Raw genomic sequence first — 22558 nt, forward strand, 5'->3', positions numbered from 1 at the left:
CTTTTAATCCGGTATATGGGTTTCCTGTTCTTCCCGGAAAGCCCGGAAATCTTTCATTATCTCTCCTATCTCCTCAATAAAATAAGGGTCTTTCACGTGCTTCTTCACCTCCTCATAATAGGTTTCGATGGCCTTCAACGCACACAAATCCTGTCCGCGCAGCAGAAAGTAAGGTTCTTCCTTCTCCACGCATTGTTTAATCATCTGAATAGGATTCTTCATTTCTTATCGCTTTTTAATTCGTCTTTCAAAAATGGAGCCGTATAGCTCTTCGTTTTCGCTTTTACCATTTCTTCGGGAGTTCCGGTGAAAAGGACCTGCCCGCCGTTACGTCCGCCTTCGGGACCCATATCGATCAGATAGTCGGCACATTTGATGACATCGAGGTTATGCTCGATGACGATGATCGTATTACCCTTATCCACCAATTTATTCAGGACGCCCAACAAGACCCGTATATCTTCGAAATGAAGACCGGTCGTCGGCTCGTCCAACACGTAAAGCGTCTTGCCCGTATCTTTCTTGGCCAGTTCGGTCGCCAGTTTGACACGCTGGCTCTCACCGCCGGAGAGAGTCGTGGAAGGTTGCCCCAACTTGATATAACCCAGGCCTACATCCTGCAAAACCTTCACTTTCGACAAGATCGAGGGAATATTCTCGAAAAACTCCACCGCCATATTGATCGTCATATCCAGAATATCCGCAATGGATTTCCCGCGAAAGCGGACTTCCAACGTTTCCCGGTTGTATCGCTTGCCATGACATTCTTCACAGGGAACCAGCACATCCGGCAGGAAATTCATCTCGATCGTCTTGTAACCGTTCCCTTTGCACGTCTCGCAACGTCCGCCGGAGACATTGAACGAGAAACGTCCGGGTTTGTAGCCACGCACTTTCGATTCAGGCAGATCCACAAACAGATTGCGGATATCCGAAAAGACGCCGGTATAAGTAGCCGGATTACTTCTCGGCGAACGTCCGATCGGTGACTGGTCCACATTGACTATCTTATCCACATTGTCTATCCCTTCGATTGATTTGTAAGGCAACGGATCTTCCAGGGAACGATAGAAATGCTGGCTGAGAATCGGCTGCAAGGTCCGGTTGATCAAAGAAGACTTTCCGCTACCGGACACGCCCGTGACACAGATCAGCGTACCCAACGGGAACGTGACATCCACATTCCGCAGATTATTCCCGCTCGCCCCTTTTATCGTGATAAACTGTCCGTTTCCTTTCCGCCGCTCTTCCGGAACGGCAATCTCCGTCTTCCCGTTCAGGTAGGCCGAAGTAAGCGTGTCAGCTTTCAACATTTCTCCGGGAGTTCCGGCAAAAACAACTTCTCCTCCTAGACGACCAGCCTTCGGTCCCATATCGACCACATAGTCCGCATTCAACATCATGTCTTTGTCATGCTCGACCACGACAACAGAGTTGCCCGTATCGCGCAACTCTTTCAACGAGTTGATCAAACGAACGTTATCCCGCTGGTGCAACCCTATACTCGGTTCATCCAAGATATAAAGTACATTGACCAGCTGGCTACCGATCTGGGTCGCCAAACGGATGCGTTGACTCTCGCCCCCCGATAACGTCGCCGAAGCACGGTTCAACGCGAGATAGTCCAATCCGACATCTAACAGGAATTTCAGACGTGAACGGATCTCCTTCAAGATTTCGACAGCAATCTGCCTCTGCTTAGGATTCAACTGCTCCTCGACACCCTCCAACCACTCATACAATTCAGAGATATCCATTGCCGAAAGTTCGGCAATATTCTTTCCGGCTATCTTATAATGCAGCGCTTCCTTGTTCAACCGCTGCCCGTTACATTCCGGACAGGTAGCCATCCGTATAAACTGTCCCGCCCATTTCTGCGCGGAAGCGGAAGCCTCGCTCTCCTGCTGCATCAGGATATATTTGGCAACTCCTTCATACGACAGGAAATAATTGGAAGTACCCAGCGAATCGTTTTTTATTTGCAGGCGTTCGTCCGTCCCGTTCATGATCTCATCGATCGCTTCTTCCGGGATGTCTTTGATCGGGGTTTTCAGTGTTACGCCATATTTCTCGCAAATAGCTTCGATCTGCCAGAATATCAGTGAATTCTTATATTTTCCCAACGCCACGATACCGCCACTGTAGATACTGAGCGACGCATCGGGCACGATCTTGTTCATGTCCAACAAATTGACCTGTCCCAGTCCTTTACATTTCGGGCAAGCACCCTGCGGAGAGTTGAACGAAAAATTATGGGGAGCTGGTTCACTGTAAGACAAACCCGTCACGGGGTCCATCAACCGGCGGCTGAAATGGCGCACTTCGTTTGTCTCGGCATCCAGCACGAGTACCAGTCCGTCGCCCTGCTTCATCGCGATGCGCAGGCTTTCTTTCAAACGGCGTTCGTCCGATTCCGAAACGACCAGCTTATCGATCACGACCTCGATACTGTGCATCTTATACCGGTCGAGCTTCATGCCATGAAATATCTCTTTCATCTCACCGTCTACCCGGACATTCAGATAGCCTTTCTTTCGCATCTGCTCGAAAAGTTCCTTATAATGTCCTTTACGGTTACGGACAAGCGGGGCAAGCAGATAGGTCTTCTTCCCTTTATACTGGTTCAGAATCAGTTCCAACGTCTGCTCTTCGGTGTATTTCACCATCTTCTCGCCGCTCAAATACGAATAAGCCTCTCCCGCCCTTGCATAAAGCAGACGGAAAAAGTCATAAACCTCGGTAGTCGTCCCCACTGTGGATCTCGGATTCTTGTTTGTTGTTTTCTGCTCGATTGAGATAACAGGGCTCAGACCAGTGATCTTATCCACATCCGGCCGTTCCATATTTCCCAAGAAGTTACGCGCATAAGCGGAGAACGTCTCCACATAACGGCGTTGCCCTTCCGCAAAAATCGTATCAAAAGCCAAAGACGATTTACCACTACCGCTCATACCGGTAATTACGGAGAGCTTGTTACGAGGTATGTCGACATCTATATTCTTCAAATTATGGACACGCGCGCCTAAAACGGAAATACGGCCGCCTTCCAATGCATTCTTATCCTTCATCATTTTTCAGTTTTCTTATTTCACCACCCAGGCCGGATTATGCACATAGGTGTTAGGCGTTTTATAATACATATCAGATTCTTTCGGGATCCGGATCGTATATGTTTTTCCTGCTGTCAGCAATTTACGATCTCGCAACCAGGGATTGAAACGTTTCAGATCGGCATAAGTGATACCATTCTTCTTGGCAAAACCGGACAAATCCTGAATATCCGTCGAGACGGCAACACTCTCGCATGCGATCGGTTTATACAGATCCTGCGCTCTTAGCACGAACCCATATTTATAAGGGGCTTCAAATATCTGCTTGATAGCCATGATACGATATACATAGCGGGTTGTTTCCTCCACCAGCCAAAGGTCAAACGAACTGTCTGCATCCTGCTTGACAAGCTCTCCCGAAATACGTCCCATACCGGCATTATAGGAAGACGCGACCATCGCCCAGTCTCCATATTTTTCATAAGCCGCTTTCAGATAACGACAGGCTGCTTCGGTCGCCTTTGTCACATCGCAACGTTCGTCAACCGTAGATGTTATCGTCAATCCGTACTGCCGGGCCGTTCCTTCCAGCAACTGCCAAGTTCCTACTGCCCGTGCAGGCGATGAGACACGCGGATCGAGATGGCTCTCGATCACCGCCAGATACTTGAAATCGTCCGGAATGCCGTTAGCCTTCAGAATCGGTTCAATGATCGGGAAACAGCGGTTTGCCCGCTTAATCAGCAGCATGGTAGTAGAATGGAAATAGGTAAAGCTACTCAATTCCCGGTCAAAACCTTCATGCATATTATAACGCGTCAAATCGATATCTTTTCCGCAAAAAGAGACGGAAGAAGGAATATCAGGCGACATGGTCACCGATGAAACGACCGGACGTTGGTCTTTCACTTTTTCCGAATCACTCGAACCAATGGAGAGGCAGGCGGTCAGGCACACAGCACTACCCACCACAAAACCGACTATACTATTACTGTTCAATAATTTCATCATCAATCTTCTTGGGTCTAAGAATATTTATAGAACCTTTTTTATTATATTTAATACCATCCGATCCCACTGCATCTATCACATAAAAATAGACGCCGGGAGCGACATATTTCCCACCTTTTTTGCCATCCCACCCTTCAGCCGGGTTAGTAGAATGGTACATCTGTACTCCCCATCGATTAAATATCCAGCACTTATAGGTCACAAGCGATTTGTAGGCGACACGAAATTCATCATTGATACCAGGCGTCGTACCTGGCGAGAAAGCGTTCGGGATCTGCAATTCCGATTCTGCAATCTTGATTTCAATAGAATTGGAAACCGCCTCGCATTCTCCTGTCGCGTTGCTGACAGTCGCAACCGCCGTATAATCACCTTTCTCCGTAAACGTATAGTCGATCTCCTCATCCCTATATTCCACCAGCGGATTCTCGATCCCGTTTTCCTGATCGCTCCTATATATTTTCCAAGTATACAGCGTCGCTACCGGATCATTGGCATACGCCCGAAAAGTGACCGTTGCCGGAGCGGAAATATATTCCCCGTCTCCAGCTGTCATATTCTCCGCATTATCCATTATAAACGTCGTATCGACATGCACTTCGACGGCCACCGCCTGATAGGTATCCGAAGTGATTGATTTCTCTATTCCGAAATGTTTTGCAAACTGATCACCGGAAAGTGTGACTTCCGTATCGCACAACGGAATTGTTTCGTTATCGTTTATCTTTGTCGAATAAGGCCCTTCCGTCAGTGATCTTTGCACATTCTTAGGCGAAAAATAGTTGTTGTCTTCAGACCACTCCAATGTCTGATAAGCGACATTAAACTCCCGCTTCACCGTTATCCGATTTCCCGTCGGGGTATAATAATACATAACTGGGACAGTCGGAGAACCTTCCAGCCAAAAGCCGTCACAATTTCCTTTGACTGTAATGCTTTCGACATTAAAAGCGTATTTACTATAATCAATGATCCATACATACCAACCATTCAAACCGGAAGCCGGATCTTCCACATAATACCCGGCATCCTCCTCTATATTCCGGACAACGGATGTCTCCCCATTCTGTTCACACGGAACAGGTTCCCGGTCCAATGCCTTTTGCTTATATCGATACCATTGATGATTAGTAGACGAAGATGTATAGCTAATCTCCACATTATCCATTCCATACACCAAATAAACTCGTATACGATTTCCTGGATTCTCCAACAAATAAGGAACCCCATTTCCTCCTGTAACCGTATATTGCTGTGCCTGGATGGCCAACATCACAAACAAGAAACAAATCAATCCTCCCAGTTTCCTAATTTCCGTTCTTAGCATATACATAACCTAATTAGTTTACAAAATTACTATTTTATACGGATTTATACGGAGATAAATGCCTTTTTATTGTATTATCCAGACCTCAATCCTTTAAAAACCGTGGCTTTTTGTTCCATAAAAATACAAGGTTTTCCCTAAAAGTATCTATCTGTTTGAAAAGAAATTCTTCGTTTGAAAGGAAAATATCTGCCAATTTGGACAGCGACTGGCATTTAAAAAACATATCTGTTTCGAAAATACAAAAAAAGAGGAGATGCAATCAAGCATAACCTCTTTTCTTTTTTATCTTGATGAAAGATTATTTACACATATCGCGAATGATCTGAATCAGCTCGTCACCAATCTCTTCCGCTTCCTGCATCGTGTGAGCTTCGGAATAAATACGGATAATCGGTTCCGTATTGCTCTTACGCAGATGCACCCATTTTTCAGGGAAGTCGATCTTCACACCATCGATATCGGTGATATCATACTGGGCAAATTTCTCTTTTACTTTTGCCAAGATAGCATCTACATCGATATCTGGAGTCAGTTCTACTTTCTTCTTGGAAATGAAGTACGGAGGATAGGAAGCACGCAGTTCGCTTGTCTTCATCTGCTTCTTTGCCAGATGAGTCAGGAACAAGGCGATACCCACCAAAGCATCACGACCGTAATGGCTGGCCGGATAGATCACACCTCCATTGCCTTCGCCACCGATAATAGCATTAGTCGCTTTCATCTTCGTTACGACATTCACTTCGCCCACTGCTGCCGCATTGTACTCGCAACCATGAGCACGGGTAACGTCACGCAGAGCACGGCTTGAGCTCAGGTTGCTGACCGTATTGCCCGGTGTATGACTCAAAACGTAGTCGCTGACAGCCACCAGTGTATATTCTTCTCCAAACATCTCCCCGTCTTCGCTGATAATAGCCAGACGGTCTACGTCCGGATCAACAACAAAACCGACATCGGCTTTGGCATGCTTCATCAGGTCGGAGATCTCCGTCAGGTTTTCAGGGATCGGTTCCGGATTATGTGCAAAGTTACCGTGAGGAGCACAATGCAACTTGAAAATTTCCTTTACCCCCAAAGCTGAAAGCAATTCAGGAATAACAACACCGCCTACCGAGTTTACACAGTCGATAGCGACACGGAAATTAGCAGCTCTGATAGCCTCGACATCCACCAAATCCAGCTTCAACACACTCTCGATGTGCTTTTGATTGTAAGTATTATTGACATAGACTTTTCCTAAATTGTCGACATCAGCAAATACGAAACTTTCTTCAGCAGCAATCTTCAGCACCTCGGCACCTTCGGCAGCATTCAAGAATTCCCCCCGTTCGTTCAATAACTTCAGGGCATTCCATTGTTTCGGATTGTGGCTGGCAGTCAAAATGATACCGCCACAAGCTTCTTCCCAGGCAACAGCTAACTCGGTAGTCGGAGTAGTAGCCAGATCGATATCTACCACGTCAAAGCCCATTCCCGTAAGCGCACCGAGAACGACTTGTTTAACCATCGGACCAGAGATACGTGCATCACGACCTACCACGATCTTGTTTGTTGTCACCTTCGTGTTTTTCTTAATGAATGTAGCATAAGCAGCCACAAACTTAACAATAGCCAACGGATTGAGCCCGTCTTCCGGGTTCCCGCCTATTGTTCCACGGATACCAGAAATAGATTTAATCAGTGTCATTTAGTTAGATTTATTTTATAAAAGTATACTTCACTTTCTCAAAAAACACAGGTGTCCCTGAGCTTTGAAAATCACTGCTCATCAGTTTAAACGGAACGATCAGTTTGACAACCGCGCTGTCTCCCACGTAAGGAAGTCCGGCACCTAAACCTTCACAAATAAACATATCCCATGTATAAGAGTAATCAGGATTCAAAGAAGTATAATAACCATATCTGAACTCTACCGGATGTGTACCGTTTGAATTAGGACCGAGCAGGTCGACAGTACCGGTTCCCATGCTACTGTTTTCCATAAACATCCGGGCGATGAAACGGGAACGGATCGCCGTTTGTCCCAGTACCGCACGTTCACTGTTTCCTTTATTGACGATATTCAGATAAACACCATTATCCAACTCAACAAATTCATTTTCCTTAAAAATGCTGTCAGTCGGAAATTCTTCCAGAAAAACCAATCCACTATCCGCACGCAAACGATCAATAGCTTTCTCCTGGGCCTTCAACATATCAGTGTATGACTTTGTCTTGTCACACGACACCACCATTATGGCGGTGCACATAATCAACAGGATATAAAAACCTCTCTTCATCTGTTACCTATTTATTGTAAATGAATGGCAAATGTATACAATCTCCGCCACATCTCAGTCATGTTTATCTAAATCTTCTGTTTTATTAGGATTAAATTCCTCCAGGCCTTTTTCAAATACGGCAACAGCATCGGCCAATGAGCCATAAAATTCTCCACCCGAAGCATTTTTATGTCCGCCGCCATTGAAATAGCGGCTTGCAAACTGGTTGCAGGGGAAATCACCGACAGACCGAAGCGAAATCTTCACATAATCCTTATCTTCGCGAATAAAGACACTGAAAGCCACATTTTCGATGCTCAACGGCAGATTGACAAATCCCTCCGTATCACCCGTCACATAATGGAAACGGTTCATCTCTTCCAGCGAAAGCGTGATCAGAGCGGCATGTTGCTCCGGATAAACTTTCATTTTTTCATACAGAACGTATCCCATCATCCGTAAACGGCTTTCCGAATATACCTGGTTCACTTTCCGGTAGATCAAATCCTTATCGATACCTTTCTTGATCAGTTCGCTTATGATCGTATAAATTTCCGGCTTATTCGAATTGTAGGTAAACGAACCGGTATCCGTCATCATACCCGTATAAATACAAGCGGCACAATCTTTATTGATCAGGTCGAACATCCCCATACGACAGATGAAACGGAAAACCATTTCGCTCGTAGACGACATTTCAGGATATGACATCGTAACCCGGCAAAAATCAGCCGGATTCAGATGATGGTCGATCATCACTCTACGCCCCTCTGCCGCCACAACAGCCGGAGCCAATTTTTCGATACGCTTGGGTTCGTTGAAATCGAGGCAGAATAAGACATCCGCATCCCGGATCAGCTGTTCGGCAAAATCAGGATATTTCTCATGAATGACGATTTCTTTATGTCCTGGCATCCATTTATAGAATTGGGGAAAATCGTTAGGGACCACTACCGTCACGTTATCTTTTCCATAGGCTGTCAGAAAATGGTACAGTCCCAATGCGGAACCTATAGCATCCCCGTCAGGGGTAACATGTGTCACTATTACAAAACTTTCGCCTTTCTCGACGTACTTCTTGGCTTTCTGAATTTTCTCTTCGTGAATGATTTTCGTAATCATATATTCTCTTATTTTCAATGACAAAGGTACTACTTTTTTTAGATTCCACACTGCTTTAAATCCTCAATCACCCGGACAAGAAGTATAATTAACAACAAAAACAGAATGACGAGCAAATAACGCGAACGTCCGGTATGACCATACAACAGGATAGACAAAAGCATTCCATACGCCACCAGCATCGCAGGAAAATCGAACCGGAAGGAGAAAACCGCCCCCGGTACCTGGCTAAAAGCATCGACAACCCAAAGCAGGTCGTGCGCCAACCATTCCACCCCAACCTGCAACCAGCCATACCCAGGAATCCATTCAGGCAAAAACATGTAGACCAAACTTGCCGGTATCAACAAAGTCGCAAGAAACGTAAGCGGCAAGTTCGTCAACAAAAAGACAGTCGAAAACTGCCCGAAATAATACAGACATAAAAAAGTCGTGCCCGCCTGTGCCGACAGAGTAACCGTGACCCACCCCCACGGTGTCCTCAAAAACGGATTATGCACTTTTATCAACGCCTGCAACCGAGGTTGGAAATAAAGGATGGACAGCACGGCCAGATAACTCAGCTGGAAACCTATGTCGAATAAGTACAAGGGTTCATAAACCAACATGCAAAAAGCGGAAGCCGCCAATATATTATAACGCTCCGCCCTCCTATCCAACACTCCGCCCGTCAGATACATTGTAAGCATCAACGCTGCCCTCACAGAAGAGGCCGCCAAGCCCGTTATCGCAACAAATCCCCACAATAGCACAAGCAGCGAGATGTAGCGAATCCACCGGCAACATCCATTCCTGGAGAGAAAAGAAAAAAGAAAAGATAAAAAGCCACAGACGATTGCCACATGAAAGCCGCTTACGGCCAGGATATGTGCTACCCCCGTAACCGAAAAACGGTTCCGCACCTCCCGACTCATAGCTTGCCGGTAACCGACAGTAATAGTGGCCAGTACAGATTTTTCTTCATCGGTCAGATTTAGTTTTTCGATCGGCTCCAATAATCGTTGCTGTTCTTCCCGCGCCCAACGGGAAAGAAGGGAAGTCGGATGTTCCGACGAGGCTTCAAACTGCGAATAAGCAGTCTTTTGTATCGAGAGGAAAAGCAACAGAGACAAGAATACCGCTCCCCACAGCCAACGGGTTTCATAACAAAAATGCTCCTGCCCTCTCAAGGCAAGACCGGCTGTGGTAAGGATAATAACAGGGAGCAATAGTAATACCCAGGAATAAGTACAACACGAAAAAACGGTCTGTAGTATAGCCCCCGCAATCCAGACAAGCAGCGGACGGGCAAAGGGACGGATCTGTAATTCTTTTATCATAATGTAAGGTTTTGAAATGGTTGGTTTAAGGCTTGATGGTATTACACAAAGGGCATCATTCCGTAGGGGCAGGGTCTACTCTGGCCATTGCATCCAATAAAGGTACGATTTCTGATTGGGCGGAGTAGAACCCCGCCCTACGAGTCGACATTATAAATCTTTCAGTTCTCGGATCGTCTTCAACGGATCAGGGGAACGGAAAACAAAACTACCGGCAACCAGCACGTCCGCCCCCACCTCAAGCAAAGGTTTCGCCGTCTGCATATTGACACCGCCATCGACTTCGATCAAGGTATTCAACCCTTTTGCCAGGATCATATCTTTCAGACGAGCTGTTTTATCTATCGAATGTTCAATAAACTTTTGCCCTCCATAACCCGGATTTACCGACATGAGCAATACCATATCCAAATCCTGCAAGATATCTTCCAACAGGGAAATCGGCGTATGCGGATTCAATGTAACAGCCGCCTTCATTCCCGCCTCTTTGATCGCCGCCACCGTACGGTGCAGATGTGTACAAGCCTCATAATGCACATTCATCATATAAGCGCCCGTAGCCGCCACTTCCGGAATGAACTTTTGCGGTTCCACGATCATCAGATGTACATCCATCGGTTTCTTGCAAATTGGCTTCAACGCTTCCAGAACCGGAAAACCAAACGATATATTAGGAACGAACACACCGTCCATTATATCCAGATGCAACCAATCAGCATCACTCTCGTTGATCATTTCCACTTCCCGCTGCAGGTTCAGAAAATCAGCAGCTAACAGAGAAGGTGCTATTTTATGTTTCATACTCTTTTTGCTTTTCTGCAAGACGACGTCAGTTCATTACTAAACCACAGAGTTCCGTGCGTAAAGCGGGTTCTGAATGATAAACCCTCGCAAATTGGGTAAGGAAATCAAGTGTTTGCCGACGCGGCATTGTTTTCCTTTCTTTTCGGTTTCTGTTTGTTTTATTTTCTATTTCATTCATACATTGAGTAGAAAGTCTCTTCATAGGCAACTCGTTTTTTATCTTGTTTGATAATAAAACGGGCAAGCTATCTCCTTATTGTATGACAAGAAAATAAATTTTCAACTTTTAGAGCCTGTTTAAATTTCTCTGAAATAAATTTTGCATAGCTCTCATCGACCTGCTTTATTCTATTATAGGATTATTTTGAAAAACAACTGTCATACTATCACTAATTTCCTTTTATCAATTGAATATCAATAGACACAAGCAATGATAGTAGGTATGACGGATGCCTATTCCATCTATCATACTATCACTAACCGCCTGTCCAAGATTCTTCTTCACATGACTTATTTTCAATAACATAATAAGATAAACCCATTGCCACCCGGGTCTCGATACCATTCACACTCGGATGTCAAGACCGTTCACATCCGGGTGTAAAAAGCCTGTAAACGGGAATCTTCGGCACTTTTTCTGACTGTTTGAAGCAAAATAAGTCACCTGTTTCAACAAAAAAGACGGCATCTCCTACAGAAAAACATCCTCAATACAACTCTCACAACCAACAAATGCAAAATTTAAACAGGCTCTTATTATCAAGCCATTGACAGCTCGATACTGTTTTCTTCCGCCATACGACGCATATTCAAGATCGCATAACGCATACGTCCCAAAGCCGTATTGATGCTTACACCTGTAATATCGGCAATTTCTTTAAAACTGAGATCTTGATAGTAACGCATTTCCAATACTTCGCGTTGGCTGTCGGGAAGGTGCTTCACCAACTTTTTCACATCAGACAATACCTGACGGCGTACGATGTTATCTTCGATCGTGCCGTCGCAAAGTTTGATATTATTGAATAGATCCACTTCCACTTCATCATTTGAAACCGTATTTTCACTGCGTTCCTGACGGAAGTTATCGATAATCAGGTTATGAGCAATGCGGGTAATCCATGCTTTAAACTTACCGTTTTCGGTATAACGGCCTTGTTTAATGGTCATAATCACCTTGACAAAAGTCTCCTGAAAGATATCTTCTGTGAGATCTTTGTTATGGACTATAAAGTAAATGTAGGAGTGTATGCTACTTTTGTAACGATTCAACAATACATCGAAAGCAGCATTATTACCTTCTGCATAAAGAACGACCAGCTCTTCGTCAGTCATCATTCTTAAAGTCTTCATTACTTCTATATTTTTAGTTTTTTCTTGAGTAATGTTTATGCTATAGGCAACGATATTTAAAATTGTTAGACAATAATATTATTTATATTTACAAAGGCAAAAGAACAAAAAGTATTTTAAATAGGCAAACATTTCCTTTATTTTTACATAAAAAAGCCCCCTGACCGTACGTTTTATGTACGAACAGGGGGCTTTTAAGAACAAACTATGATTTTTAGAACTTATAGCCTAATGTAAGAGCAACCTTTGTCGTGTTTGTCTTCAATGTTGCGGGAATGGATTCTACCAGAACATTTCCATCACCATCATAAATATTAGAGAAAGGATAAACATCTTCCTTTTGCATCCGATAGACACAAGCCAAATCTGCATAGAAATTAGGTGTAAAACGATATCCCAAGCCAACTGTAATATATCCCACATTACGATCAACCGTATATGCAGTATTCGTACCAGTAGTGGATATTTCGTTCAATGCCATAACACCATCACCTTTCTCATCATACAACAATGTGCTTTTTGCCGGACTGTGCTGCCAAGCCCCACCGGCACGTATGGCAAATTGAGGCGTAATCTTCACTTCCGTACCCATCTTCAACAAACCGCCCAAACCAAAATCTTCTTTGATATAGTCATTATCCACAGTTCCTTGCCACCCTTCAACTTCTCCAGCCCAGCCGGATAGATGCATTGCCTTATATCTTGTCAATTCATAATCGACACTAATCAGCGCCGTTTGTCCGATAATTGCAGCAGCACTAAAAATCCAACGATCAGAAGTACGCAGCCGATATTCAGTAAAAGCTCCGTCCGGAGTAGAAGTAAACGAGTTCAAATTCGGAGTCTCAGCTTTTGGATCATTTGCAAAAAAACCTTCGATATAAGCGCCAGCCTCTGCCCTATAATAGTTTTTCATCTTATACCATGTGGGAGAATTATAGGCAACCCCTAATCGTAAAAAGTCGGAAGGTCTTGCAATTACTCCTAAATTAAAAGAACATCCCGTACCATCCACAGATGAATAATTATCCAAAAACAAGTTATCACTGTTAGCGGCATTGTTATTGGCAAAGCCAAAATTCTCATCATAAACAGAACTCAAATGATAATTCAAATCCGTCACAGAAACAGTCGCACCGATAAACACAGCATTGGAAATATTGGTTGCCAAAGAAAAATCATATTTATCCACTGCTCCGCTTTCATTCACATACATATCAGCTTGCTGTACCTCCCAGTTCTGCCATGTTCCATCTACACCTGTTCCAAAAGAACTATGAAAACCTCCTTTTTGAGAAGGATTTGCAGATCCAATTATATAGGTATCATATCCCATAACGGAAAGCCAATCCTGATTCATATAAGGATCATGTGAATCTGAAATAAGAAGATCATTTCCTGTTACTCCAGCACGATTAGTTAAAGTTGCAATATAGTCCGACAAAGAAAATCCACCAGGACCGCGTCCCATACGGTAACGACGATTAAAATTTTTCACCCGGTTATAGGCAAAACCCACATTCCATCCAATCAACCCTTCATCGTTTCCAGTCGGGAAATATCCTACATAAGCGATATTATCGAAATTGAACTTTGTCCGGTTTTCATCCATCTTAGTTCCCGACCATTCTGTATTTGTCTTCATCGAAGACAAACTCAATGTTGTAACAATCTCTGAGCTACGATAAATACCTAACCCTGCCGGATTTCCCCCCATAGCAGAAATATCACCACCTAATGCACCAAAAGCTCCTCCCATTCCTAAATATCGAGCAGTACCGCTCAAATCATATTGAGAAAACTTATAAGCATCCATTTCCCCTTGTGCAAATACAGCACCACCACTTAACAAAAAGGCAGATGCCAATATACAAATCGCTTTTTTCATCACTTCTACTATTTTCTTATACCTTATAATTAAGTGAGGACACGCCAATCACATGTCCTCAATATAAATTATTCATACTTGTATTATCTCGAACGACCACCGCTTGAACGTCCACCGCTCGAACGACCGCCTCCACTATAACCACCGCCACTCGAACGGCTGCCACCTCCCGAATAAGTACTGATACTTGAACGGTTGCCACTACTTCTTGAAGGCGTATAAGTACTCCTCATCTGCGAACCACTATCATAGGAACGAGTGCTGATATTGCTCCTGCTTGTTCCTGTGTATTGGCGGTTGCTCGAACGTATCGAATTTGTTCCAATGCTGTTTTCACGTGATATCCTTGTGCGGCTTGAAGACGCGTTAATATCCGTACGACTACGCCCGGTCACCTGATTTCTATTCGTAACCGCCCTTCGGCTACTTCTGTTCGAATTTACGCCTGTACCAGAAGACGAACGAAGAGAAGATGCAGAAGAACGAGTTCCACTATTTCGCAAGGAAGACGAAGAGCGACTGCCACTACTTCGCAAAGAAGATGCAGAACGAGTCCCGCTTGAAGCCATCGAACTCCGCGAACCAGAAGAACGATAACCAGAACTTCTACCGCCGGAACCTGTTGTTCTCAACCCTGCAGAATAATGTCTATACGGTGAAGCATAGTAATGATGATGATGGTGATGATGTCCCCAGTAGCCACCACCCCAATAACCGGGTCCCCAATAACTCGGACCCCAACCCCAAGACGGGCCCCAGTAGCCGGCATAGAAACCACCCCAACCCCAGCCGAAACCGAAGGACGGACCGTAGCCCCAATAGCGGGCCGGGCTGTAAATCCAGGGATCATACCAACCGCCGTACCAGCCACCATACCATCCGCTGTACCACGGATCATAGTAACCGCCCCAGCCATTGCCGATGTTCACATTGACACTTACGTTGGTACTGCCGTTGGAATAATCCGTATCGTAGCCATAAGCATAATATCCGTCACTCAGATACAGATCGACTTGGTCTGCTCCGGCAATCGTAATCTTGCTCGGCGAATGGTAACGGATGATACGCTCGGTATATTCCGTATCCGAACGACGTTCCTTTTTAGAATCGGAAGCGACAGTTTTTTCATTATCCATATCGTCGTTATATTCGGCCAAGATTTCACCGTCTGAATCTTCATCATACGGCTCCTCCACGTCAACCGAAGTATAGCGACGGTTATATTCATCTACATCTCGTTCTTCATCAGACACAGCACTTTTTCTTTTGCTGGTACTGTATGTAGACGTCATCGTAGTACGTTCAGCATCCTCTTTAGGCTGTATGACCTTCTCTTCTGTTTTTTCTTTTTTATCTTTTTTGCTGGAAGAGAAATACACATCATCAAAGAACTCCTCCTGGGCTGCGGCACTGAAGCCTACCAGAAGCATCACCATCAAAGATGTTAATTTCATGGGTTTCATATTCGTTTCTCCTCTACTTTATAATATTTCTATTCTTTAGACTAAATACAAGGGGGTAGGTTTAATACCCCTTCTGTCTCACTAATAAAAACCATCCATTTTATTCACAAATATAGCTGTTTCCAAATAGTTTCCAAGCATTTATATATACTTTAACCATCCGGACAGCTTCATCGTCCAATAATCTCCATTATAGATAAGATGCTTTGGAAAAAAGAAACGCTGCACAACATACAGAAATGACCGTGTATCAAAAATGTCAAGACCACCCCATGTAAATAGGATTATATAAGACATGCATTTTGAAACAACATTTGCGGGTAATATATTTTTTCACCTTTCTACCCGCCAGGCAAAATACAGACTCTACTTACTAAATGATAAACGTGTAAAAAACAAATGTTATTTCACAGAGGCGCGTATCCGGCTAAGCGACTGCGGGGTAATTTGCAGGAATAAAGCAATATGCTTCAACGGGACCCGTTGGAAAAGGTCCGGGCGCGTACGCAACAAGGTCTCGTATTGCTCACGGACATCACTCCAACTGTCTCAATTTTCGGTTCCGCTTATATAACGCGACAACATATCTCGCATCCGCCCGATCGCTTTCTGTAACTGTACATCGACCGTATTGACGCTTATGCCCAAGTCTTTCGCTACCTCGGCATAAGACTGCTTTTCTTCACGTACACGGATAAATATTTCACGACATCGCTCCGGCAGGCGATCGAGGGCCTTGACATAGTGGGCGAAAAGTTCCTCACTGACCAAGATGTCTTCCGGCGATTCACCGGAGATGGACACACCGTCAAAAGCATCCGCCGTCATGTCTTTCCGGCGTTGTTCCTTTTCGAGATAGTTCAGAGAGGCATTTTTTATCGTGATAAAGAAATAATCTTCCAAATTGGCTATATGGTGCAAAGACTCGCGACGTTCCCATATTTTCAGGAATACATCGAGGACGACCTCCTGTGCCCACTCTTCCGTATGCAGATAGTAGTAGGCTATACGAAAGAAACGGTCGAAGCAAAGATTATAAAAGCTACGCAGAGCAGTCTGGGAATTCTCCTCTTCGATCCGCCTTAAATATTTCCTTATCTCCTGCTCTGTCATCGTCTCATCTTAGTATAACCTGCGCAAAAATAGTCAAATTTTCAAACTATGTCCATCATAATAAAAAAATCCAGGGACGAAGCATAGGGTATTTGCCGGCTGAACCATCTTAGTAATACAAGCACGAGTATTTACTTATTAAACTATATGAGATATGAAAGCGATGCATAAACAACTATGGGGATACTTGCTCATTACACTGTCGCTGGCGGGATTCACGCCTTTACAGGCACAAACGGATTCGGCTGACGAAGGGGGTTACATCACGGTCAGTGGTATCGTAAAAGACAAAAAGAGCAAAAAGAGCCTGGAATATGTCAATATTTCTATTCCGGGCAGTACGACCGGCACGGTCACGAACGCCGACGGTGAGTTTTCTTTCAAGGTAAAGGATTCCATCCATGCCAAAGAAGTGGAGATTTCGCACCTCGGATATTTCAACAGTAAAATAGAACTCAACGGCAAGGATGTGGAAGAACAGACCGTGTGGCTGACCCCCTACACGAATATGCTCGACGAAGTTATCATCCATGCCCGCGATCCTCGTTACTTGGTGGAAGAAGCAATCAAAAAGATTCCGGCCAACTACAGTTCGAAGCATAGCCTCCTAACCGGATTCTATCGTGAAACGGCCCAGAAAGGGCGCCGGTATATCAACATCTCGGAAGCGGTGATCGATATCTACAAGACTCCTTATGACGAGGGAGTAGACCGCGATCGCGTACAGATATTCAAAGGGCGCAAGCTGCTCAGCCAGAAAGCAAGCGACACATTGGCCGTCAAACTGCTGGGAGGCCCGAACCTATCCGTCTATGTGGACGTGGTGAAGAATCCGGATGTACTGCTCGACCTGGAAAGCCTGCCTTACTATAAATTCCGGATGGAAGAATCGACAACGATCAACGACCGGCCACAATACGTTATCAATTTCGAGCCGCAAGCCATATTACCGTATGCGCTTTATTATGGAAAACTATACATCGACAAGGAACGGCTCTCTTTCACGCGGGCCGAATTCTTTCTCGACATGAACGACCGCAACAAGGCCACGCAGGCGATCCTCCGGAAAAAGCCGTTCGGGTTACGGTTCAAACCGGTCGAAGTCTCGTTCCTGGTCAACTATAAGGAACGCAATGGGCTGACTTATCTGAGTTACATCCGTAACGGCGTCCGCTTCAAATGCGACTGGAAACGCAAATTGTTCTCAACCAATTACACCATCCTTTCGGAGATGGTCGTAACGGATGGCAAGGAAAGCGGCATAAACACTATTCCCTACAAGATGGCATTCAGATCCAACCAGTCCTTATCGGACAAGGTTTCCAATTTTGCCGATGAAGGTTTCTGGGGTTCCTACAATATCATCGAGCCGACAGAATCATTGGAACACGCTGTCAACAAACTGAAGAAGCAACATAGGTAATGTGCCAATTTGCCAATGAGCAGATTAATGTATAAATTAGCAACATTTCTCAATTGGCACATTGAATAATTATTAAACATGAAAGACCTGCTTACACTTACAAAGATCAAAAATGGAGACGTCAAAGCTTTTGAACAAGTATTCCGTCTGTATTATATGCCTCTTTGTATGTTTGCAGCCAGCATAACCGGAAGAATGGATATTGCGGAAGAGATCGTACAAGAATTATTCTATGTGTTTTGGAAGGAAAGGGAACGGTTACAATTGTTTCATACGATAAAAAGCTATTTGTATGGGGCCGTGCGTAACCAATCCCTCCAGTACTGGGAACACCAGGATGTACGCAACCGTTATCGGGATGCCATCCTCTCCCACCCGGATAAAGACGACACACCGGACGACCCACAGGAGCAGATCGAATACAAGGAACTGGAAGCTCTGGTAAACCGGACACTCGAAAAGCTTCCCGAACGTCGTCTCCGCATATTCCGGATGCATCGTTTCGAAGGAAAGAAATATGCGGAAATCGCATCCAACCTCTCCCTTTCAGTCAAAACAGTCGAGGCCGAAATGACGAAAGCACTCCGAACACTACGAGACGAATTAGAGATTTACATGAAATATGATTGAAACAGAAAGAAATAAAAGAAAAACAGACCGGGCCTGGAATACGTTGTACCAACGTCTGGATGAAGAAGGTTTGCTTTCGGGCAGACCGGCTTCGCCATTCAGAAGCCCTGCATGGAAAAGAGGAGTAGCCGCTGCTGCCGTCGCCCTTCTTTGCCTGCTTATCTCTGTCACCTACCTGAACAGGTCTGGGCAGGATACCGATCCGAACCTGCTCACCCGTCAGAACAGTGAGACGGCAACGACATTGGTAACCACCCTTGAGGATGGTTCCGTGGTCTACCTGGCAGGAAATACTTCATTGAAGTTTCCTGAACATTTCTCATCCGACCGACGGGAAGTGAGCTTGCAAGGGAATGCCCTGTTCGATGTAGCCGGCAACCACAAGCGGCCGTTCATAATTGAAACCGAAGATACACGTATCGAAGTGTTAGGGACGGCCTTCAATGTGAAAAGTAACGATAGCTCTCCTTTCGAACTGTCTGTACAGCGAGGGGAAGTAAAAGTGACGTTGAAGAAGGACGGACAGGACATCCATGTAAAAGCCGGAGAAACCGTCACGCTCCTCTCCCGGAGACTACAATTGAGCATGACGCCCGATCCGGCACTATTCGACCGTTATACCAAACGAATCAGGTTCAAAGACGAAAAATTAGGCAATATCCTGCGGGTGATCAATCTGCAAAATCCGGATATCCGGTTGGAAACGACACCAGAGCTATGGAACCGGACGCTTACCGTCACCTTCTCCAATGATACACCCGAAGCGATGGCTGAACTGATCTGCCTTGCCCTCGATTTGAAGAAAACACGACAGGACAACATGATCCTTTTATTCAATTGACAATTAAATGTTATTTATATAGTGAAGCTAATGATTCAGATTTTTCGCCTTCTCTGTCTGTGCTTTTGGATGCTTTTGCTTCCGACAGGCCTGTTATGCGCAGAGGGAGGCGATGATGTTTTGGCCCGCATGATTCACTTATCCAAAGAAAAAAATACCGTCTACCGCCTGCTTGACAAAGTATCGGAACAAACCGGCTTTCTCTTTATCTATGACAGCAAGCTGATCGATAATGAAAAAACGGTACGCATCCCGAAAGGAGACTACACCATCCGGCAGGCAATTTACCTGATCACAGGAAACAAAGAACTGAGCTTGCGTGTGATAGGCGATCACATCCTGATCTCCGGGCCGCAACCTGCCAGGCAAACAGCCATTCCCGAGACCATTCCTCCGAAAGAGGCAGACAACTATTTTATTGTCAAAGGAATCCTACAAGACCAACAGACGAATGAACCGATCAAGGCGGGCACTATAGGAGTCCTTGCTACTTCAATCGGCAGCATCACCAATGCAAACGGGGAGTTCCGGCTCACGCTGCCCGACTCGCTTCGCCGGTCTACGCTCTACTTCTCCCACTTAGGCTACGAACCCCGCAAGATAGAGGCCTCTCTTCTCGCCGGACAACACACGGTGATCACGCTCGATGCCAAAATAATCCCGATCCAAGAAGTCGTAGTGCGCATCGTCAACCCACTCCGCCTGCTTCGAGACATGAAAGAAAACATCCGGAAAAACTACCCGCAATCACCCGCTTACCTGACTACTTTCTACCGGGAAGGAATCGAACGAAAAAATAAATTCGTAGGATTGACGGAAGCTGTATTCAAAATTTACAAATCGGCCTACAAGCCCAATCCGGCACCGGACCAGGTCAAACTGCTCAAAATGCGCCGGATCATCAGCCAGCAGGAAAAAGACACGATCATCGCCCGGATGAAGTCGGGAATCAACGCCAGCCTGAGCCTGGACTTGATAAAAGAATTGCCTGACTTCCTTCTGACAGATGAAAAGATAGAGTCTTATATGTATGCATCTTCCGATATCGCCGTGATCGACGACCGGTTAGCCCATGTGATCTATTTCGAACAAAAAGGAAACATCAACTCCGCCCTTTACCGGGGAGAACTGTATATCGACACGGAAAACAACGCATTGCTCCGCGCCCATTTCGAAATCAACCCCAAATACATTAAACAGGCTACCGGGATGCTGGTGGAGAAAAAGAGTCGCAACCTAAAGATCACTCCCCAAAAAGTGATCTATACCGTAACATACAAACCTTACAACGGCCAATATTACATCAACCATGTCCGAGGCGACCTCTTTTTCAGGATAAAGAAAAGGAAACAACTGTTCGGAACTTTCCCATTGCATACCTGGTTCGAGATGGTTACCTGCAAAATAGACACGAACCGAGTAAGCCGCTTTGCCCGTAGCGAAGCATTACCGACACGGACAATCTTTGCGGAAACCCGATTTACTTACGATGAAAAGTTCTGGGGCAACTTCAACATGATCCCACCTGAAGAAAAACTCAATGATGCGATTGGGAAAATATCGTCAAAAATAGAAGAAACGGAAGAGTAACCCTCTAAAAATCATAAAGAGGACCTTTTCTCAAAGGTCCTCTTTATAGGTTTTAATAGGTATTAGTCTTTAAGGCAAAAAGATTGTTTAGGTTATCTGCTTACAAAGATGAGGCATTTTAAATTACTGAACAAATAAAAAAAGATATTATAAAACACATTTTTAAGATTATCGAAACTTATTTGCAGCTTCTTCTATTTTTTAACAATATAGGACTGCTGCCGAAATACTGGTTCAGAGACATTAAAACCACCTCATATCTTTGATTATGAAGCAAATTAATACATAATATTTTTATTTCACAACAAAAAAGTTCATTTTTACGATAGATCCTCCCCTGATCTTTGTTTTAAATACATACAAACAGTTACAGATATTTTTAATATTTCAATACATTAAGTACCGCTTCGGAACCCGATTTTTTCAGTAAATTTGCACCTTGTACCGAGGTGACATTAGGTGCAGGCATAATATTCTAAAACAGTTTTATCGTATGTATACCGTTATCAAACGTATGGAGATTTCGGCAGCTCACAGTCTGTCGCTTTCCTATCCGAGCAAATGCGAATATCTGCATGGTCACAACTGGATTATCACCGTGCATTGCCGTTCCAAAGAATTAAACACAGATGGCATGGTGATCGATTTCACCCATATCAAGCAGGTCGTAAAAGATCAGCTCGATCACCGGAACCTCAACGAGGTGCTCCCTTTTAACCCGACAGCCGAGAATATCGCCCGGTGGATATGCGACCAGCTTCCCACCTGCTACAAAGTAGAAGTTCAGGAATCAGAAGGAAACACGGCAATCTATGAGAAAGATTAACGAGATATTCTACAGTCTCCAAGGAGAAGGTTTCCATACGGGTACGCCTGCCGTTTTCGTCCGCTTCTCCGGATGCAACCTGAAATGCAGTTTTTGTGATACCCGACACGAGGAAGGGATCTTGATGTCTGATGAAGATATTTTACAAGCTATTTCAGCCTTTCCTTCAAATGTCGTTATCTTGACAGGAGGCGAACCTTCGCTCTGGATCGACCAGACTTTTATCGATCTGCTACACATGGCAGGAAAATATATTTGCATCGAGACTAACGGGACAAACCCGTTGCCGGAAGGCATCGACTGGGTGACCTGTTCCCCGAAAGGGTTTCCCTTGAGGCTGACACATATAGATGAGATCAAAGTGGTCTATACAGGACAGGACCTGACGGAATACGCCGGTTTGAAAGCAACCTGGCATTTCCTCCAACCCTGTTCCTGCCTGAATACAAAAGAGGTGGTAGAGTACATCCTCCACCACCCCCAATGGCACCTCAGCTTGCAAACGCACAAACTTATTGATATCAGTTGAAAGGT

Annotated in this window: 19 protein-coding genes and 1 pseudogene; 6 read left to right on the forward strand and 14 right to left on the reverse strand. The window is 44.8% G+C overall.

The annotated features are described in order from the left end of the window. Positions 1-3: 3 nt before the first annotated feature. The 14 genes and pseudogenes from NQ542_RS07270 to NQ542_RS07335 all read right to left on the reverse strand — a co-directional run bounded on the left by NQ542_RS07270 (position 4) and on the right by NQ542_RS07335 (position 16714). A complete protein-coding gene (locus NQ542_RS07270; RefSeq protein ID WP_005638815.1) occupies positions 4-222 on the reverse strand; it encodes a hypothetical protein in 219 nt (72 codons plus the stop codon). Further along, positions 219-3071 carry an excinuclease ABC subunit UvrA gene (uvrA, locus tag NQ542_RS07275; RefSeq protein WP_005638817.1) on the reverse strand — a complete coding sequence of 951 codons (2853 nt, stop codon included), beginning with the start codon at positions 3069-3071 and terminating at the stop codon, positions 219-221. The genes NQ542_RS07270 and uvrA overlap by 4 nt, the downstream gene beginning before the upstream one ends. A gap of 12 nt (positions 3072-3083) precedes the next feature. Continuing rightward, positions 3084-4061, reverse strand: a complete 978-nt coding sequence (locus NQ542_RS07280; protein WP_005638819.1) for a lytic transglycosylase domain-containing protein — start codon at positions 4059-4061, stop codon at positions 3084-3086. After that, positions 4039-5394, reverse strand: a complete 1356-nt coding sequence (locus NQ542_RS07285) for a T9SS type B sorting domain-containing protein (RefSeq protein ID WP_005638821.1) — start codon at positions 5392-5394, stop codon at positions 4039-4041. The genes NQ542_RS07280 and NQ542_RS07285 overlap by 23 nt, the downstream gene beginning before the upstream one ends. Positions 5395-5689: 295 nt before the next feature. After that, on the reverse strand, positions 5690-7078 hold the full coding sequence (glmM, locus tag NQ542_RS07290; protein ID WP_005638825.1) for a phosphoglucosamine mutase: 1389 nt from the start codon (positions 7076-7078) through the stop codon (positions 5690-5692). Positions 7079-7088: 10 nt separating this feature from the next. After that, on the reverse strand, positions 7089-7670 hold the full coding sequence (locus NQ542_RS07295; RefSeq protein ID WP_005638827.1) for a DUF4827 family protein: 582 nt from the start codon (positions 7668-7670) through the stop codon (positions 7089-7091). Positions 7671-7724: 54 nt separating this feature from the next. After that, complete coding sequence (locus NQ542_RS07300) at positions 7725-8774, reverse strand: DHH family phosphoesterase (RefSeq protein WP_005644117.1); 1050 nt, start codon at positions 8772-8774, stop codon at positions 7725-7727. A gap of 38 nt (positions 8775-8812) precedes the next feature. Next, positions 8813-10093 (reverse strand): ComEC/Rec2 family competence protein, encoded by a 1281-nt coding sequence (locus NQ542_RS07305; RefSeq protein ID WP_005638830.1) that lies wholly within the window; start codon positions 10091-10093, stop codon positions 8813-8815. Positions 10094-10243: 150 nt separating this feature from the next. After that, complete coding sequence (rpe, locus tag NQ542_RS07310; RefSeq protein ID WP_005638832.1) at positions 10244-10894, reverse strand: ribulose-phosphate 3-epimerase; 651 nt, start codon at positions 10892-10894, stop codon at positions 10244-10246. A 762-nt stretch (positions 10895-11656) separates the two neighbouring features. Continuing rightward, on the reverse strand, positions 11657-12250 hold the full coding sequence (locus NQ542_RS07315; RefSeq protein WP_005635085.1) for an RNA polymerase sigma factor: 594 nt from the start codon (positions 12248-12250) through the stop codon (positions 11657-11659). 214 nt (positions 12251-12464) lie between these two features. Further along, positions 12465-14138, reverse strand: a complete 1674-nt coding sequence (locus NQ542_RS07320; protein WP_005635087.1) for an OmpP1/FadL family transporter — start codon at positions 14136-14138, stop codon at positions 12465-12467. An 83-nt stretch (positions 14139-14221) separates the two neighbouring features. Then, on the reverse strand, positions 14222-15592 hold the full coding sequence (locus tag NQ542_RS07325) for a hypothetical protein (RefSeq protein WP_005635088.1): 1371 nt from the start codon (positions 15590-15592) through the stop codon (positions 14222-14224). Between the two features lie 411 nt (positions 15593-16003). Then, positions 16004-16150 (reverse strand): annotated as a pseudogene (locus NQ542_RS07330) (Crp/Fnr family transcriptional regulator); the annotation flags it as partial. Then, entirely contained in the window at positions 16151-16714 is a 564-nt protein-coding gene (locus NQ542_RS07335) for an RNA polymerase sigma-70 factor (protein ID WP_005635091.1), read from the reverse strand. 154 nt (positions 16715-16868) lie between these two features. Between NQ542_RS07335 and NQ542_RS07340 the strand changes: the two genes are divergently transcribed. From NQ542_RS07340 to NQ542_RS07365, 6 genes are all read left to right on the forward strand, one after another. After that, positions 16869-18137: a carboxypeptidase-like regulatory domain-containing protein gene (locus tag NQ542_RS07340; RefSeq protein WP_005635093.1), complete on the forward strand. Its 1269-nt coding sequence runs from the start codon at positions 16869-16871 to the stop codon at positions 18135-18137. Between the two features lie 78 nt (positions 18138-18215). Beyond that, the gene (locus NQ542_RS07345; protein ID WP_005635095.1) at positions 18216-18767 is read left to right on the forward strand and encodes an RNA polymerase sigma-70 factor; all 552 of its coding nucleotides are present in this window, start codon (positions 18216-18218) and stop codon (positions 18765-18767) included. Further along, complete coding sequence (locus NQ542_RS07350) at positions 18760-19608, forward strand: FecR family protein (RefSeq protein WP_005635097.1); 849 nt, start codon at positions 18760-18762, stop codon at positions 19606-19608. The genes NQ542_RS07345 and NQ542_RS07350 overlap by 8 nt, the downstream gene beginning before the upstream one ends. Before the next feature lie 30 nt (positions 19609-19638). Beyond that, positions 19639-21198, forward strand: coding sequence for an STN and carboxypeptidase regulatory-like domain-containing protein (locus NQ542_RS07355; protein ID WP_155151641.1), 1560 nt, complete (start codon positions 19639-19641; stop codon positions 21196-21198). A gap of 493 nt (positions 21199-21691) precedes the next feature. After that, positions 21692-22024, forward strand: coding sequence for a 6-carboxytetrahydropterin synthase QueD (gene queD, locus NQ542_RS07360; protein WP_005635104.1), 333 nt, complete (start codon positions 21692-21694; stop codon positions 22022-22024). Further along, entirely contained in the window at positions 22011-22553 is a 543-nt protein-coding gene (locus NQ542_RS07365; protein WP_005635107.1) for a 7-carboxy-7-deazaguanine synthase QueE, read from the forward strand. The genes queD and NQ542_RS07365 overlap by 14 nt, the downstream gene beginning before the upstream one ends. Positions 22554-22558: the final 5 nt, after the last annotated feature.

Origin of the sequence: Parabacteroides merdae ATCC 43184 (assembly GCF_025151215.1) — a bacterium.
Classification (GTDB): Bacteria; Bacteroidota; Bacteroidia; order Bacteroidales; family Tannerellaceae; genus Parabacteroides; species Parabacteroides merdae.